Here is a 13,083-nt window from a genome sequence, read left to right as displayed (position 1 = left end):
TTCTTGCACGGGCGACGGCTTCGCCCGAATTACGAAGCATGCTTCGTATTTTGACATTACGAAGCATGCTTCGTATTTTGACAAAAGCAAGCATCGTGCCATGATCGCGATGTGGCAGGCGCACTCGAATCGAGCTAAGCGCGGCAGGGTTTCGGCTTGGGGGAGTGTGCATTGCGGCAGGCGAAGACACGTCGCGGCGGGACGAGGCACCGCCCCTGGCCCTTGTCGGAACGGCCCGGCTATCTGATCCGCCGGCTGCACCAGATTCACGTCGCGCTGTTTCAGGAAGCCTGCGGCGAATTCGAGGTCACGCCGCTGCAATACAGCCTGCTTTCGGCGCTGGCGGTGCGTGAAACAGCCGATCAGACCACTTTGGCGGCCGATATCGCCCTCGATCGCACCACGGCGACCGGTGCCTTGAAGCGGCTCGCCGCTCGAAACCTGGTCGAGCGCGCGGTGAACAAGGACGATCGTCGGGCCCGGTTGTGCCGACTGACACCCGCCGGCGCCGCGCTGCTGGTCAAGATCGAGGGCGCGGCACGGCGGGCGCATCGCGCGACGCTCGGCGATTTGAGCCAGCGGGAACAGGCGCTTTTCATCGAGATGATGCAGCGCATCGTGGCCGGCAATCCCAGTCGCGACAGCGCCGCTGCCCTATTCGACTAGGAGCATCTGCTGCGCTTTTGGGTTGGGCTGCTCAATTTATCATCGTACCGCTGCCCGGCCGAGCAACATCGCCCGCCTCTCACGGCGCGGCGGACATGCCGAAGCGCACTCACGCGCAAGATCGGCCAGCGCTTGAAAACGCAGTCGCATCCGGCGCGACGCGCGTGACCTCCGGCGTCGGCGCTCGCCTGCCCGGCCGCTCCGCATTCCATGGCACGATTTATGCTGCGATGATGCGAAGCGTGCTTCGTATTGGGGGATGTCATGACGGATTCCGAACTTCGCGCTGATATTCACAGCATCGAGCCAATTCCCGACGCAGACCGGGACTCCTCCGGGCCGCAGCAGATGTGGATCTGGGCCGGCGCCAACATCGCGCCGGTGAACTGGGCGCTCGGCGCGCTCGGCATCATTCTCAAGCTCGGCTTGATGGAGACGATCGCGGTCATCGTGCTCGGCAACATCGTCGGCTGCGCGATCTTCGCGACCTTCACGGTGATGGGACACAAGACCGGCGTCAACCAGATGGTGCTGAGCCGGTCCGCCTTCGGCGTCCGCGGCGCCTACCTGCCGAGCATCCTGATGTTCCTGATGACGCTGGGCTGGATCGGCGTGAACACCTATTTTCCAGTCAAGGTCTCGATGGGCATCCTCGGCCAGTTCGGTATTCCCGACACCTGGCTGGTCGAGATGATCGTCATCACGCTGGTGATGGCGGTGCAGGTGCTGATCGGCGTCTACGGCTTCTATGCGATCCGCACCTTCGAGAAATACACGGTGCCGCCGACCATCGCCATCATGGTGCTGATGAGCGTGCTGGCCTGGACGCGGCCCGGCGTCGTCAACTGGAGCCTGACCACCTCGCTGCCGCCCGGCGCGCATCTTGCGATGCTGACGATGCTGATGACCGCAATCGGCGTCGGCTGGGGGATTTCCTGGGTCACCTGGGCCTCCGACTATTCGCGCTTCGTGCCGCGCTCCACGCCGTCGAAAGCCGTGTTCTGGTACAGCTATGTCGGCATGTTCGTGCCGACGGTGTGGCTCGGCATTCTCGGCGCGACCATTGCCTCGACGACCCTGGACACGGACCCCGCCAAGATGGTCAGCGCGGTGTTCGGCGGTCCCGTCAGCATCCTTGTCCTTTTGATGGTGCTTCACGGCCCGATCGCCACCAACATCCTCAACGTCTATTCGGCCACACTGGCGGCGCTGAGCGCGGGGCTGAAACTCTCGCGCTTCTGGCTCACCATCATCGTCGGCGTCGCCGGCTATCTGGTTACCCTCTACTTCATCTTCGCGCCGTCGTTCGCGAAGGCGTTCGATCATTGGATGATCAGCCTGCTGTTGTGGATGAGCCCGTGGGCCGGCGTGGTGCTCGCCGACTTCTTCATCAAGCGCAAGGGCACGATCGCGGTGGCCGAGCTCTACCGCTCGCCGGAGACCAGCGCCTATGGCGACATCAACTGGGCCGGCATGATCGCGTTCTTCGCCGGCCTCGTTGCCGGATGGCTGGTGCAGGACGGTCTCGTCAGCGCCCTGCAGGGACCGATCTCGATCAATCTGCTCGGCGGTGCCGATCTCAGCTGGCTGTTCGGAATCGGCGTTGCGGGCCTCGTCTACCTCGGGCTCGGTAGATTCGCGACCTCACCGTCACCGGTCGTCGCGAGCAGTGCCGGCAGGTAGCGGCAGGGCACGGATTGCCTCATGCAATCAGCCCTTCTGGCCAAGCCTCACGATCATGTCGCCGGGCGCAAGGGGGCCGGCGGCATGGGGATGCAATCGCCACAGGCTTTCGCCGTCGACCAGTGACGGCATCGGGAGTTCGTGGTCCGCGAAATTGGCGACGATCTGCAGAACGTCGCCCAGCTCGGTCTGCCAGCGCACATCCACGCCGCCTATGCGGGGGTCCGCGCCGAGCAATTGTCGCTGCGCCGAAACGAAGCCACGTTTGATCAGCGGCACGATCTTCTCACGCCGTATCGTCAACAACCGCGCTGTCAGCGCTCGAAACCTCGCGCCAGCGGCTGATTGGTCGATGCTCGTCCAGTCCAGCCTGGAGGCCAGGAAGGTTCCTTCGTCGCACGGGTCCGGGATCGCGGCGCGCGTTTCGGGGGTTGCGAAAGCCTTGAAGTGCGAAAACTCCCTGCGACGGCCGTCCCGTGTCAGTTCGGCCGCTTCACCCGTCCAGTCCGCAAAGAACAGGAAGGGCGTGTCGGCCGCGGCTTCCTCACCCATGAACAGCATTGGAATATGCGGACTCAGCAGAACCAGTGCCAGGGAGAGCTGCAGCTTGTCCGGACCGATCAATCCGGAAAGCCGCTCTCCGAAGGCGCGGTTGCCGACCTGGTCGTGGTTCTGGGCAAAGAAGATGGTCGCTTCGGGCTGCAGATGAGCACTTGGCTCGCCGCGCGGCGCCTGGTGCAGCGGAAAGACTTCGCCCTGATAGGCAAAGCCGTCGGTCAGGGATCGCGCGAGATGTTCGAGCGGCTTGTCCGCGAAGGCCCGGTAATAGCCTTCGTCCTCGCCCGTGAGCAGGACGTGGAGCGCGTTGTGAAAATCGTCGCCCCACTGCGCGTCGTAGTACCTCGCCCGTCCCTGCGAACGCGCGAGCAGGTGCGCCTGATTGGCCTCGTTCTCCAGCATCAGATGGACATGCCGGCCCACCAGCTGACTGCGCACGGTCTCGGCAAGCTCGATCAGGAAATGCCGCTCGGAATCGTCCTTCAGCGCGTGGACCGCATCGAGCCGCAGTCCGTCGAACCCATAGTCGCGCACCCACATCAGGGCGTTCTCGATCAGAAACCTTCGCACGAACGCGCCGTCGTGGCCTTCGAGGTTGACGGCAGGGCCCCAGCCAGTGGTGTGGCGCGCGGTGAAGAAGTTCTCGGCATAGACGTGCAGATAGTTCAGCTGCGGGCCGAAATGGTTATAGACGACGTCGAGATAGACCATGATGTCGAGGGCATGCGCCGCCCGCAGCAGCCGCTTGAGATCCTCCGGCCGGCCGTAGCGGGCATTCGGCGCGTTCAAGAGCACGCCGTCATAGCCCCAATTGTGCCGGCCGGGGACGTCGTTGAGCGGCATCAGCTCGATGGCGGTGATGCCGAGATCGCGCAGGTAAGGCAGCCTCTTCTCGACGCCGGCATAGGTCCCCTCCTCGCTGAAGGTGCCGACATGCAGCTCGTAGATAACGGCCTCCGCCCAGGGACGGCCCGGATAGAGAACCGGGTCCCTCAGTGCGGCGGTATCGATCACCTCGCTGGGCGCGCCGACGTCGTCCGGCTGGAAGAACGAGGCGGGATCGGGAACGACGAGGTTGTCGTCGATCCTGAACTGATAGCGCGTGCCGGCGCGCGCGGTTGGGCTCAGCAGCTGATACCAGCCATCGTCATCGCGCGGCATCCCGCGGGGCCGCTGGCCGAGCTCGAGCAGTTCGACCGATCGGGCCGTGGGCGCCCACAGGTTGAACGAGACCCCATGATCGACGATCTGGGGACCATGGCGCCGACCTTGCTCGGCCGTTCCCAGTCTGTGCGTCAAACCCGTCCCCTTTCGCCCGCATGCCCGGCGCGTCGGCATGCTTCAAGATGGCTTGCGCCGGTCCGGACCACAAAGCGGAGCCGAGCGCGTTCGTTCCTCGACCGCGTCGACGCCGGACATTTGCAGCACGCGGGGGGAACGGAATCAGCGGCGCGACGGTTACCGTCCTAGACAGGAGCTGTCGCCATGCGCCGCCCGAAACCGCAGACCATCCGTAACAAGCTCGACCTGACCGACCGCGCCCAGGTGCGCCTGCTCAAGAAGCGCCTCGGACTGACGGACGCGAAGCTGACCGCGATCGTCGCGCGGATCGGCAACTCGATTCCGGCGATCAGCAAGGAGGCAGCTCTGCAGAGAGCCAACGCGCCGTCCAAGCCGGCGGACGTGGCGTCCACCGCCGTGATCGCTTCGGCCGGTGAGCAAGCCACGACCGAGGTCGCGGCGACGGCGCCGGCATCCTGACGGACTTTTCGGGGGCAAAGATGGACCAACCGGTACATTCAGACGACGCCCTGACGCGGGCGGCCTCGAGCCTGCGCCGCACCCGGATCACCGAGGGCAGACCATTCCCGCTCGGCGCCACCTGGGATGGGCTCGGCGTCAACTTCGCGCTGTTCTCGGCCCATGCCACCAAGGTCGAACTCTGCCTGTTCGACGATACCGGCGAAACCGAGCTCGAGCGCATCGAGCTTCCCGAATATACCGACGAGGTCTGGCACGGCTATCTGCCCTCCGCCCGCCCCGGGACCGTTTACGGCTATCGCGTCCATGGCCCTTACGAGCCCGACGCCGGCCACCGCTTCAATCCCAACAAGCTCGTGCTCGATCCCTACGCCAGGCAGCTGGTCGGCCAGCTTCGCTGGGGACCGGAGCTCTTCGGCTACCGGCTCGACCATGCCGACAAGGATCTCTCCTACGACGAACGCGACAGCGCGCCCTTGATGCAGAAGTGCCGCGTGATCGATCCCGCCTTCACCTGGGGCGCATCGCGCAAGCCGGAAGTGCCTTGGGAGCGGACGATCGTCTACGAGATGCACGTCAAGGGTTTTACCCAATTGCATCCGCTGGTGCCGGAAGCCGACCGCGGCACGTTCTCGGGCCTGGCACATTCGGAAGTCCCAGCTTACTTGCGCTCGCTCGGCATCACCAGCGCCGAGCTACTGCCGATCCATGCCTTCGTCGACGACAGCTATCTGGTCGAGAAAGGCCTGCGCAACTATTGGGGCTACAACTCCATCGCCTTCTTCGCGTCCGATCCGCGTTACCTCAAGACGCCGTCCGCGAACGAGTTCAAGGCCATGGTCAATCAGTTTCACGCCCATGGCATCGAGATCATTCTCGACGTCGTCTACAATCACACCGCGGAAGGCAACGAGCTCGGCCCGACCCTGTCGTTCAAAGGCATCGACAATGCCAGCTACTACCGCCTGCTGCCGGACAAGAAGCGCTACTACATCAACGACACCGGCACGGGAAACACCGTCAATCTTTCGCATCAGCGCGTGCTGCAACTCGTCGCCGATTCCTTGCGTTACTGGGCGACCGAAATGCGGGTCGACGGCTTCCGTTTCGACCTCGCCACCATCCTGGCGCGCGAACCGTATGGCTTCGATGAAGGCGGCGGCTTCCTCGATGCATGCCGCCAGGATCCCGTGCTCTCCAGCGTCAAGCTGATCGCAGAACCCTGGGACATCGGGCCCGGTGGCTACCAGGTCGGCCAGTTTCCGCCTGGTTGGGCCGAGTGGAACGACAAGTTCAGGGACACGGTGCGCGCCTTCTGGAAAGGCGATCCGGGCACGCTGGCCGACTTTGCCAAGCGCGTATCGGGATCCGGCGACCTCTTCAACAAGCGCGGACGCCGGCCGTGGGCCAGCGTCAACTTTGTCACGGCCCACGACGGATTCAATCTGAACGATCTCGTCTCTTACAACGACAAGCACAACGAGGCCAATGGCGAGGACAATCGCGACGGTCACAGCACCAACCATTCCTGGAACTGCGGCGCCGAAGGACCGACCGACGATCCGGAAATCATTGCCCTGCGCGAGCGCCAGAAGCGAAATATGCTGGCGACGATGCTGCTCTCCCACGGCACGCCGATGCTGCTCGCCGGCGACGAGTTCGGACACACCCAGAACGGCAACAACAACGCCTACGCCCAGGACAACGAGACCACATGGCTCGACTGGATGGGCATCACCGCGAACGGCCGCAGCCTGCGCGAGTTCACGCGCAAGCTGGTTGCGACCCGCAAGGCGTTTCCCATCCTCTACCGCAGCCGCTTCCTGGTCGGCTCGCACAACGAGGAGCTCGACGTCAAGGACGTGACCTGGCTGTCGCCGTTGGGCGAGGAGATGACGACCGAGCAATGGGAGGATGGCAATGCCAAATGCTTCGGGATGCTGCTCGATGGCCGCGCGCAGGAGACCGGGATCAAGCGGCGTGGCTCGGATGCGACTATGCTGCTGGTCTACAACGCGCATCATGACGTCGTGAACTTCACCCTGCCGGAGGTCACCGACGGGCGCAGCTGGCTGGGCTTGATCGACACCAATCGGCCCGACGCGCCCATGGCCGAGTTCGAGTTCGGGCACGCCTACGCAGTGACGGCGCGCTCGCTCGTGGTGTTCGGCCTGGCGAACGACAGCATCGCGACGCGACGCCTCCGTCAGGGGCTCGGCGCACTACTGGACGTTGCCGATACACCTTTGCCAGGCTAGAGCAATCACCGTGCAGACGACATACATTGCTGGCAGATGGGCAAATCCGCGGACGTCGCCGGCCGTCGCCCTGGCCGCGATCCGCATCGAGCGGCTTCAGACAGGTTAACTGCTCGCCTCAAATGGCGAGCATGCGCGCGTGCGCACCATTGGAACACCGTATCACGAGCCGCGTTCAATGTCGAAATTGGAGATCCAGGATGAAATATCGATTGCTCACCGCGACCGCCGCTCTCGCGGTCATGGGCAGCTTCGCCTCCTCGACCGCCGCGATGGCGCAAGATCGCTACTGTCTGCAGGGCCGGATCTGGGGCTATCCAGGCAACTGCCAGTTCGCCAGTTACGCTCAGTGCATGGCAAGCGCATCGGGAACGAACGCCTATTGCGGCATCAACCCCCGCTACGCCTATGCGCGCCGTTACAGGGGATACCGGTGATCAGCCTGACTTCCAGGCTGTCAAGCGGAGGCTGTTTTGCCTGATCGCAGCGCTGAGCCGAGCGGCGCAATGGCAGCCGAACTCCCGCTCACCGCTGTCGTCTTCTCCGGTGGTCTCGGCCTCGGTGCGTATCATGCCGGTGTGTTCGAAGCGCTCAGCTCTCTTCGGTCGCCGATCGATTGGATAACCGGTTCATCGGCAGGCGCCATCACGGCGGCACTGATCGCGGGGAGCCCGAGCGCCGATCGGCTACGCAATCTACGGAGCTACTGGCATGGAGCAGATCGCGCGCCTGCGATACCAGACACCGGCCGCCATCTCCTCGCCTGGCTGAGCTCGATCAATACCCGCCTCCTTGGTCATACCGGCTTCTTCCATCCCCGCCTCCCGATCCCGGCATCTCACTTCGGCGGCCTCTACGATCTCGGTCCGACTCGCGAACGCCTTCAGCAGTTGATCGATTTCGGACGTCTGAACGGCGGCGATCCGCGCATCACGATCTGCGCCACGGACCTCGAGAGCGGCGACGCCGTGCTGTTCGACTCGTTGTCGGAGCGGATCGAAATGGATCATATCCTGGCCAGTTGCGGATTCCTCCCTGAATTCGCTCCAGTGCAGATCGCCGGCCGGTGGCTTGGCGATGGCGGGTTCTCGCTGAATGCGCCATTCGACCCGATTCTGGAGACTGCGCGCCCGCTCCGCCTCTATGTCATCGAACTCTTTCCGCGCGACGGCAAGGTCCCTGACGGGCTCGAGTCCGCGGCCGAACGCAAGAGCGACCTGACGTTCGGCAACCAGACCTTCCAGCGTCTTGGCTACGCCCTGGAAGCCCGTCAGCTCCGCGCCGAGCTTCAGGACCTCGACTACGACGACGAGATCTACCTCCTGAGCTACCGCCCGGGCCGAGAGGAAGCCGGACCTGAAAAATCCTTCGATCTGTCGGAGACAGCCATGGCGCAGCGCTGGCGAGCCGGCTTTCTGGACATGCAATATGCCGCAAGCCTGGGCCCGATCCCAAACGGGATCTGCAGCGTGCGGCGGCCATAGCGATGTCTCCGAATGGACGTGGAGCCGAGCCCCTTTAGGTCTCAGGTCTTTCGGTCGATGCGCTGACGAATGTCGCGCAGCAACTGCGTGAGACCGTCATCGGCGGCCATGCCGTCGGGCGGAGCGATGGTGGTGATGCCCCAGTTCGCGAGCACAGCCTCCTGCACCGGGTTGGGCTGTGCGACGAACACGAAGGATTTCGGGCGATCCTGGCTGTGCCCGGACTCGTCCCAGATCTGCCAAATGCGATGCAGCAGCAGCCGGATATTGGGATCGGACATGCTGTATCCGATGAACAGCAGCGTGCTTCCCAGCGCGTCAGCACGAAACCGAATATCGAGCGGGGAATTGAAGGCGAGCCGATTGAGAAAATCGGTCTCGGTCAGAACGAGCGAGGCATCATCGTCGAAGTCGCCATGGAATTTGATGATGTGGGTGACATCAGCGCCAGCGCTCGCGATCTCCTTGGCGTTGCTGATCTTCGCGTAGGGCTTTTTCAGGACATCGAAGGCGGTTTCGAGATTGCGGTCGTAGTTTGTCGTGTAGATGACCGGAAAATCCAGCTCGACGATCAGCCGGTGAAGCTCGGAGCTCGCGATCCTCTGGGGATCGACACGCCAGTTGCGGTCGAGCCAGCTGCGGAGCGGCCCGATTCCGCCGCGCTTGAGCCGGTAATACTCCGCGAGCATCTGATAGCCGCCGTGCATTCCGTCGATGACATTGCGTTCGAAACCGAGGTCGTCCAACAGATGCTCGATCAGAGACTGCCAGGACGGCAAGCCGACGGTCATCGAGACGCCGGCGCCGACGAACAGGATCGCGCGGCGTCGCTCGATCGCCGTTGCCAGGATTTCGTGAGGCGGTCGCTGCTCGGCTATCAGCCCTGTCGTTCGTTGGTCCATCCGGCTTGAATGACTGCGCGGGCGGAGGGTTCCTAAAGCACGGCCACCGCTCACGCGCTCAGCGGCGATGACACGCTCCACTCCGTTCGCGCCGCGAAGCGGGCGATCAGGCGCCGGAGCTGCGCCTTGTGCACCAGACGCGCCGCCGTCTTCGGCGAGACCCAGATGGCCTCCCGCTCTCCCTTCTCGGGCCACCAGCGCTCCCGCCCATTGACCTTCAGGGGGAAGACGTCGACGTTCATGGTCCGCTTGCGATCGCCCTTTCGCTTGCGATGCTTGAAGCTGCCCACCGCGCGCGTCGCCACGACGCCGACCAGGCCCGCCTCCTCATAGGCCTCGAGCGCAGCCGTCAGGTGCGGCTCCTTGTTGCGCATCGGCGACCCCTTCGGGACGCTCCACCTGCGCTTGCGCCGGGTCGTGATCAGCATCACCCGCAGTTCGGACTTGTCCAGACGAAACGGCAAAGCGGCAAACTGTTTCTTTCCCATCAAACGCCTCCAAACTCGCGGTTGATAAGCGAACGCCGCAGCCATGGTTCCTTTTCTGCGAGTTGGTAGCCCGACCGCGATCAGAACTTGCGTTCGACCATCTTGAGCCGCAGGGCTGAAATGGCTTCTCCGGGATTGAGACCTTTGGGGCAAGCTTTCGCGCAATTCAGGATGGTGTGGCAGCGATAGATCCTGAAGGGATCCTCGAGCATGTCGAGGCGTTCGCCCGTCGCTTCGTCCCGGCTGTCGTTGATCCAGCGTGCCGCCTGGATCAAAGCTGCCGGGCCCAGGAAACGCTCGGAATTCCACCAATAGCTCGGGCACGACGTCGAGCAGCAGGCGCAGAGGATACATTCATAGAGCCCGTCAAGCTTTGCCCGATCCTCATGGCTTTGCCGCCACTCCTTCTGCGGCGTGGGGGATGTGGTCTGGAGCCATGGCTCGATGAGCACAAGTTGCGCATAGAAGTTCGTCAGGTCCGGCACCAGATCCTTCACCACCGGCTGATGCGGCAAGGGAAGCACGCGGAGCGGCTCGCCTTCCGGAACATCCTCGTTCATGGATTTGGTGCAGGCCAGGGTGTTCTGGCCGGCGATATTCATCGAGCAGGATCCGCAAACGCCCTCCCGGCAGGACCGCCTGAACGTCAGGGTCGCGTCGATGTTGTTCTTGATCCAGATCAGGCCGTCCAGCACCATCGGCCCGCAATCGGTCTGATCGACGAAGTAGGTGTCGAGCCTGGGATTGCGGCCATCGTCGGGATTCCAGCGATAGATCTGAAATTCGCGCAAGGCCTTGCCGGCCGGCTTTGGCCAGACCGATCCCTGCTCGATGCGGGAGTTTCTCGGCAGCCTGAACTCGACCATGATCGCCTCCTCCGTCAAGCTGGCCCAAAGCAGCGCAACTGCAGGAGATCATCCAAGGAGAGGCCGAAGAGGACGACGCGAAACGCCGGCGCCACCGCGAGCACGAGCAGCAACACAAAGGCCACATAGACCAGAGCCGGCGGCGTGCTTCTAACGAGCCTGTAGGTTGCCTTGCGCATGCACTCCCTCCCGCACGCCCGCTCGCACCATGGCCGCGCCCATGACGATCATCGCAGCCCCCCACAGCAGGAATCCGATATCCCAGTAGATGCGCTGGGCGTCAGGCACCGTCTCATTCACCTGATGCAATCCGAGGATCTGGTGATCGACCACGCCTTCGAGCAGATTGAAGATGCCCCATCCGATCAGGATCGTACCGAGACAATGCCAGCGAGACCACCCTAACTCGCTCCTGTGCGCCCGCTGCCACAGCAGATAAAGCCCGGCGAGCACGAGAACGTAGGCGGCGCTGTGGAAGATGCCGTCCCAGGTCGTGTTGAGCCTGATGTTCTCGATGGAGTTGAGCGGATACCAGCCGCTCAACATATGATGCCACTGCAGCAGCTGGTGAAACGCGATGCCGTCGAAGAACGCGCCCAGGCCAAGCCCGAGAATAACGCCTGCGGACGTCGGGAATTTGTCTTGCCCGTCTTGCATTTCGGCGAACTCGTGCGCGGCTCGGCACTTCTGACGCCAATACAAGCCATCCCGCACGCAGGCGTTCCTGTGGTGATCCATCCCGCTCAGATCGAGCTTGCGGTCGGCGCGCCAATTCACCGGGACTAAACATGGGTTATGCTGTCGAGGCGCGAGGATCTCGACTGGACGCCGGACGAGCCGGCGTCCTGATCATCCGCTAGCATCCCTTGCAGATGCTCTTGATCTTTCGATCGGCCTCGGAATCCTGCGAACTCTCTGACCGGATCTGAGCGTCGCCCGGCAAGGAGGGACCTGGGGTGACCGTGCCGTCAATACGTCCTATGTTGGTGCCCCCCGCCGGATTGCCGGGCCGTCCCACGGTGATCGATCCCCGCGGGCCGGATCCACCGCCGGATTGCGCGGTTCCGGCCGCATTGGTTCCAGGAGGCGACGAAGGGCCGCCGTTGCCTCCGACGGCAGCGGCACCTGTGCTTCCTCCGGCACCGCCGCCCGAAGCTCCACCGCCTCCCTGTCCCGATGCGGGTCCGATGGAAACACTTGCCAGCATGACGACCAGCACGAGGTTCGGCACGCTCATTGCCCCTCTCCTGTCGCATCTGTTCTGCCGAAGCATCATCGATCCTGCTGATAGTCCTGGTTGGTCGTGTTCTGCTTGATGTTGCCGTGACGTCCCTGGGTGTCGAAATTCTCGCGGCCCGGCACTCGTTCTTCCACCTCTGTCGCCGGATCCGAACCAGGTCCTTTATTGCTCCGCTGCTCTTCGGGTACGGAAGGCATTCTTGACATTTCTCGCTCCTCTGTCGGTCTTCGACATGAGAAATGAGCAGGCGCCGCGGTCGTTCCCGCGCCGATTGCCGCGGCGCGAGCCCATGCAACGGCCACGGGGAACGAGCTGCCGCTGCCCGGGTTGATCAGAAGACCGAGCGCCGCCACAGATCATCGTGCGAACTCACCAGGAAAACACATGCCAAAGGCCACCGAGAACGATCCTCGAGAGACACCACTCGACGATCCGCGCCAGCAGACGGACATGCCTACTCACCGGCAAACGAATGAGCCCTGGCAAGGCAATCCCGAGGCGGACCAGATCGATCCGAAACGGCCGCCGCTGGACCTGGAGCGTTGGCACAAATCAAATACGCATTAGGCAGCAGCCACAATTATGGCAGCGCCTGTGTCTCTCGCGTCAAACCCTGTCGAGATGATGAATGACGGGCCGTAGCGGCCCGCCCGGATTGAGCTCGAGCGTCACCAGCGTAATCGGCAGCTTGAAGCGTCGCTTCCCCGCACTTCCCGGATTCAAATAGAGCACGCCTCCGGCGGTCTCGATCCGCACGCGGTGGGAATGGCCGGACACCACGACGTCAACCCCGAGCTCCGCAGGATTGACCGCCAGTTCCTTTAAATCGTGCAGGACGTAGAAGCCGCGGCCAGCAAGGCGCAGCGTTCGAGTTTCAGGAAAACGTTCAGCCCAAGCACCGCGATCGACGTTTCCTCTGATCGCGGTGACCGGCGCGATCCGGCAAAGTCCGTCCATGACAGCCTGGGCGCCGATGTCGCCGGCGTGAATGATGTGCGAGACGCCGGCGAGGCAACGCTCCGCCTCCGGCCTCAGCAGTCCATGCGTATCGGAGATCACCCCAATCCTGAACATCATGTCGGCTCATGCTTCAACGCAACACGTCCAGCGAGCAGGCGTCTCGCAATCTCCGTCAGCGGCAAGCAGTACTTCGTGATGGTCGACGGTGGCCATAGCC

Annotated in this window: 14 protein-coding genes; 7 read left to right on the top strand and 7 right to left on the bottom strand. The window is 63.4% G+C overall.

Annotation, left to right across the window (positions count from 1 at the left end; all coding sequences use genetic code 11):
• Window positions 1-171: 171 nt before the first annotated feature.
• Both EHH60_RS05600 and EHH60_RS05595 read left to right on the top strand, forming a co-directional pair.
• Window positions 172-666 carry a MarR family winged helix-turn-helix transcriptional regulator gene (locus EHH60_RS05600; RefSeq protein WP_245454402.1) on the top strand — a complete coding sequence of 165 codons (495 nt, stop codon included), beginning with the start codon at window positions 172-174 and terminating at the stop codon, window positions 664-666.
• A 264-nt stretch (window positions 667-930) separates the two neighbouring features.
• Window positions 931-2,349 (top strand): cytosine permease, encoded by a 1,419-nt coding sequence (locus tag EHH60_RS05595; protein WP_199751316.1) that lies wholly within the window; start codon window positions 931-933, stop codon window positions 2,347-2,349.
• Window positions 2,350-2,376: 27 nt separating this feature from the next.
• Here EHH60_RS05595 and treZ read toward each other — a convergent pair whose 3' ends face one another.
• Window positions 2,377-4,206 carry a malto-oligosyltrehalose trehalohydrolase gene (gene treZ, locus EHH60_RS05590; RefSeq protein WP_245454401.1) on the bottom strand — a complete coding sequence of 610 codons (1,830 nt, stop codon included), beginning with the start codon at window positions 4,204-4,206 and terminating at the stop codon, window positions 2,377-2,379.
• 186 nt (window positions 4,207-4,392) lie between these two features.
• Between treZ and EHH60_RS05585 the strand changes: the two genes are divergently transcribed.
• From EHH60_RS05585 to EHH60_RS05570, 4 genes are all read left to right on the top strand, one after another.
• Complete coding sequence (locus EHH60_RS05585; protein WP_124158480.1) at window positions 4,393-4,668, top strand: DUF3606 domain-containing protein; 276 nt, start codon at window positions 4,393-4,395, stop codon at window positions 4,666-4,668.
• Between the two features lie 20 nt (window positions 4,669-4,688).
• On the top strand, window positions 4,689-6,926 hold the full coding sequence (gene glgX / locus EHH60_RS05580; protein ID WP_124158479.1) for a glycogen debranching protein GlgX: 2,238 nt from the start codon (window positions 4,689-4,691) through the stop codon (window positions 6,924-6,926).
• 200 nt (window positions 6,927-7,126) lie between these two features.
• Window positions 7,127-7,363, top strand: a complete 237-nt coding sequence (locus EHH60_RS05575; protein WP_124158478.1) for a DUF3551 domain-containing protein — start codon at window positions 7,127-7,129, stop codon at window positions 7,361-7,363.
• 69 nt (window positions 7,364-7,432) lie between these two features.
• A complete protein-coding gene (locus EHH60_RS05570; RefSeq protein WP_124158477.1) occupies window positions 7,433-8,410 on the top strand; it encodes a patatin-like phospholipase family protein in 978 nt (325 codons plus the stop codon).
• A gap of 41 nt (window positions 8,411-8,451) precedes the next feature.
• On the opposite strand, the gene EHH60_RS05565 is transcribed toward EHH60_RS05570, so the two are convergent.
• The 5 genes from EHH60_RS05565 to EHH60_RS05550 form a co-directional block, all read right to left on the bottom strand.
• A complete protein-coding gene (locus EHH60_RS05565) occupies window positions 8,452-9,312 on the bottom strand; it encodes an SIR2 family NAD-dependent protein deacylase (RefSeq protein WP_124158476.1) in 861 nt (286 codons plus the stop codon).
• Between the two features lie 50 nt (window positions 9,313-9,362).
• Entirely contained in the window at window positions 9,363-9,800 is a 438-nt protein-coding gene (locus EHH60_RS05560; RefSeq protein ID WP_124158475.1) for an NUDIX hydrolase, read from the bottom strand.
• A gap of 80 nt (window positions 9,801-9,880) precedes the next feature.
• Window positions 9,881-10,666: a succinate dehydrogenase iron-sulfur subunit gene (locus EHH60_RS05555; RefSeq protein WP_124158474.1), complete on the bottom strand. Its 786-nt coding sequence runs from the start codon at window positions 10,664-10,666 to the stop codon at window positions 9,881-9,883.
• A 14-nt stretch (window positions 10,667-10,680) separates the two neighbouring features.
• Window positions 10,681-10,845 (bottom strand): hypothetical protein, encoded by a 165-nt coding sequence (locus EHH60_RS37415; protein WP_199751315.1) that lies wholly within the window; start codon window positions 10,843-10,845, stop codon window positions 10,681-10,683.
• Entirely contained in the window at window positions 10,817-11,323 is a 507-nt protein-coding gene (locus tag EHH60_RS05550; protein WP_124159048.1) for a DUF2243 domain-containing protein, read from the bottom strand. The genes EHH60_RS37415 and EHH60_RS05550 overlap by 29 nt, the downstream gene beginning before the upstream one ends.
• 967 nt (window positions 11,324-12,290) lie before the next feature.
• On the opposite strand from EHH60_RS05550, the gene EHH60_RS05540 reads away from it, so the two are divergent.
• Window positions 12,291-12,473 (top strand): hypothetical protein, encoded by a 183-nt coding sequence (locus EHH60_RS05540; protein ID WP_124158472.1) that lies wholly within the window; start codon window positions 12,291-12,293, stop codon window positions 12,471-12,473.
• Window positions 12,474-12,512: 39 nt separating this feature from the next.
• On the opposite strand, the gene EHH60_RS05535 is transcribed toward EHH60_RS05540, so the two are convergent.
• Window positions 12,513-12,983, bottom strand: a complete 471-nt coding sequence (locus tag EHH60_RS05535; RefSeq protein ID WP_124158471.1) for a metallophosphoesterase family protein — start codon at window positions 12,981-12,983, stop codon at window positions 12,513-12,515.
• Window positions 12,984-13,083 lie beyond the last annotated feature (100 nt).

The sequence above is a fragment of the Bradyrhizobium sp. RP6 genome (genome assembly GCF_003837805.1).
Classification (GTDB): domain Bacteria; phylum Pseudomonadota; class Alphaproteobacteria; order Rhizobiales; family Xanthobacteraceae; genus Bradyrhizobium.
The sequence above is the reverse complement of the archived record's forward strand: the minus strand, read 5'-3'. Positions and strand labels throughout refer to the sequence as shown.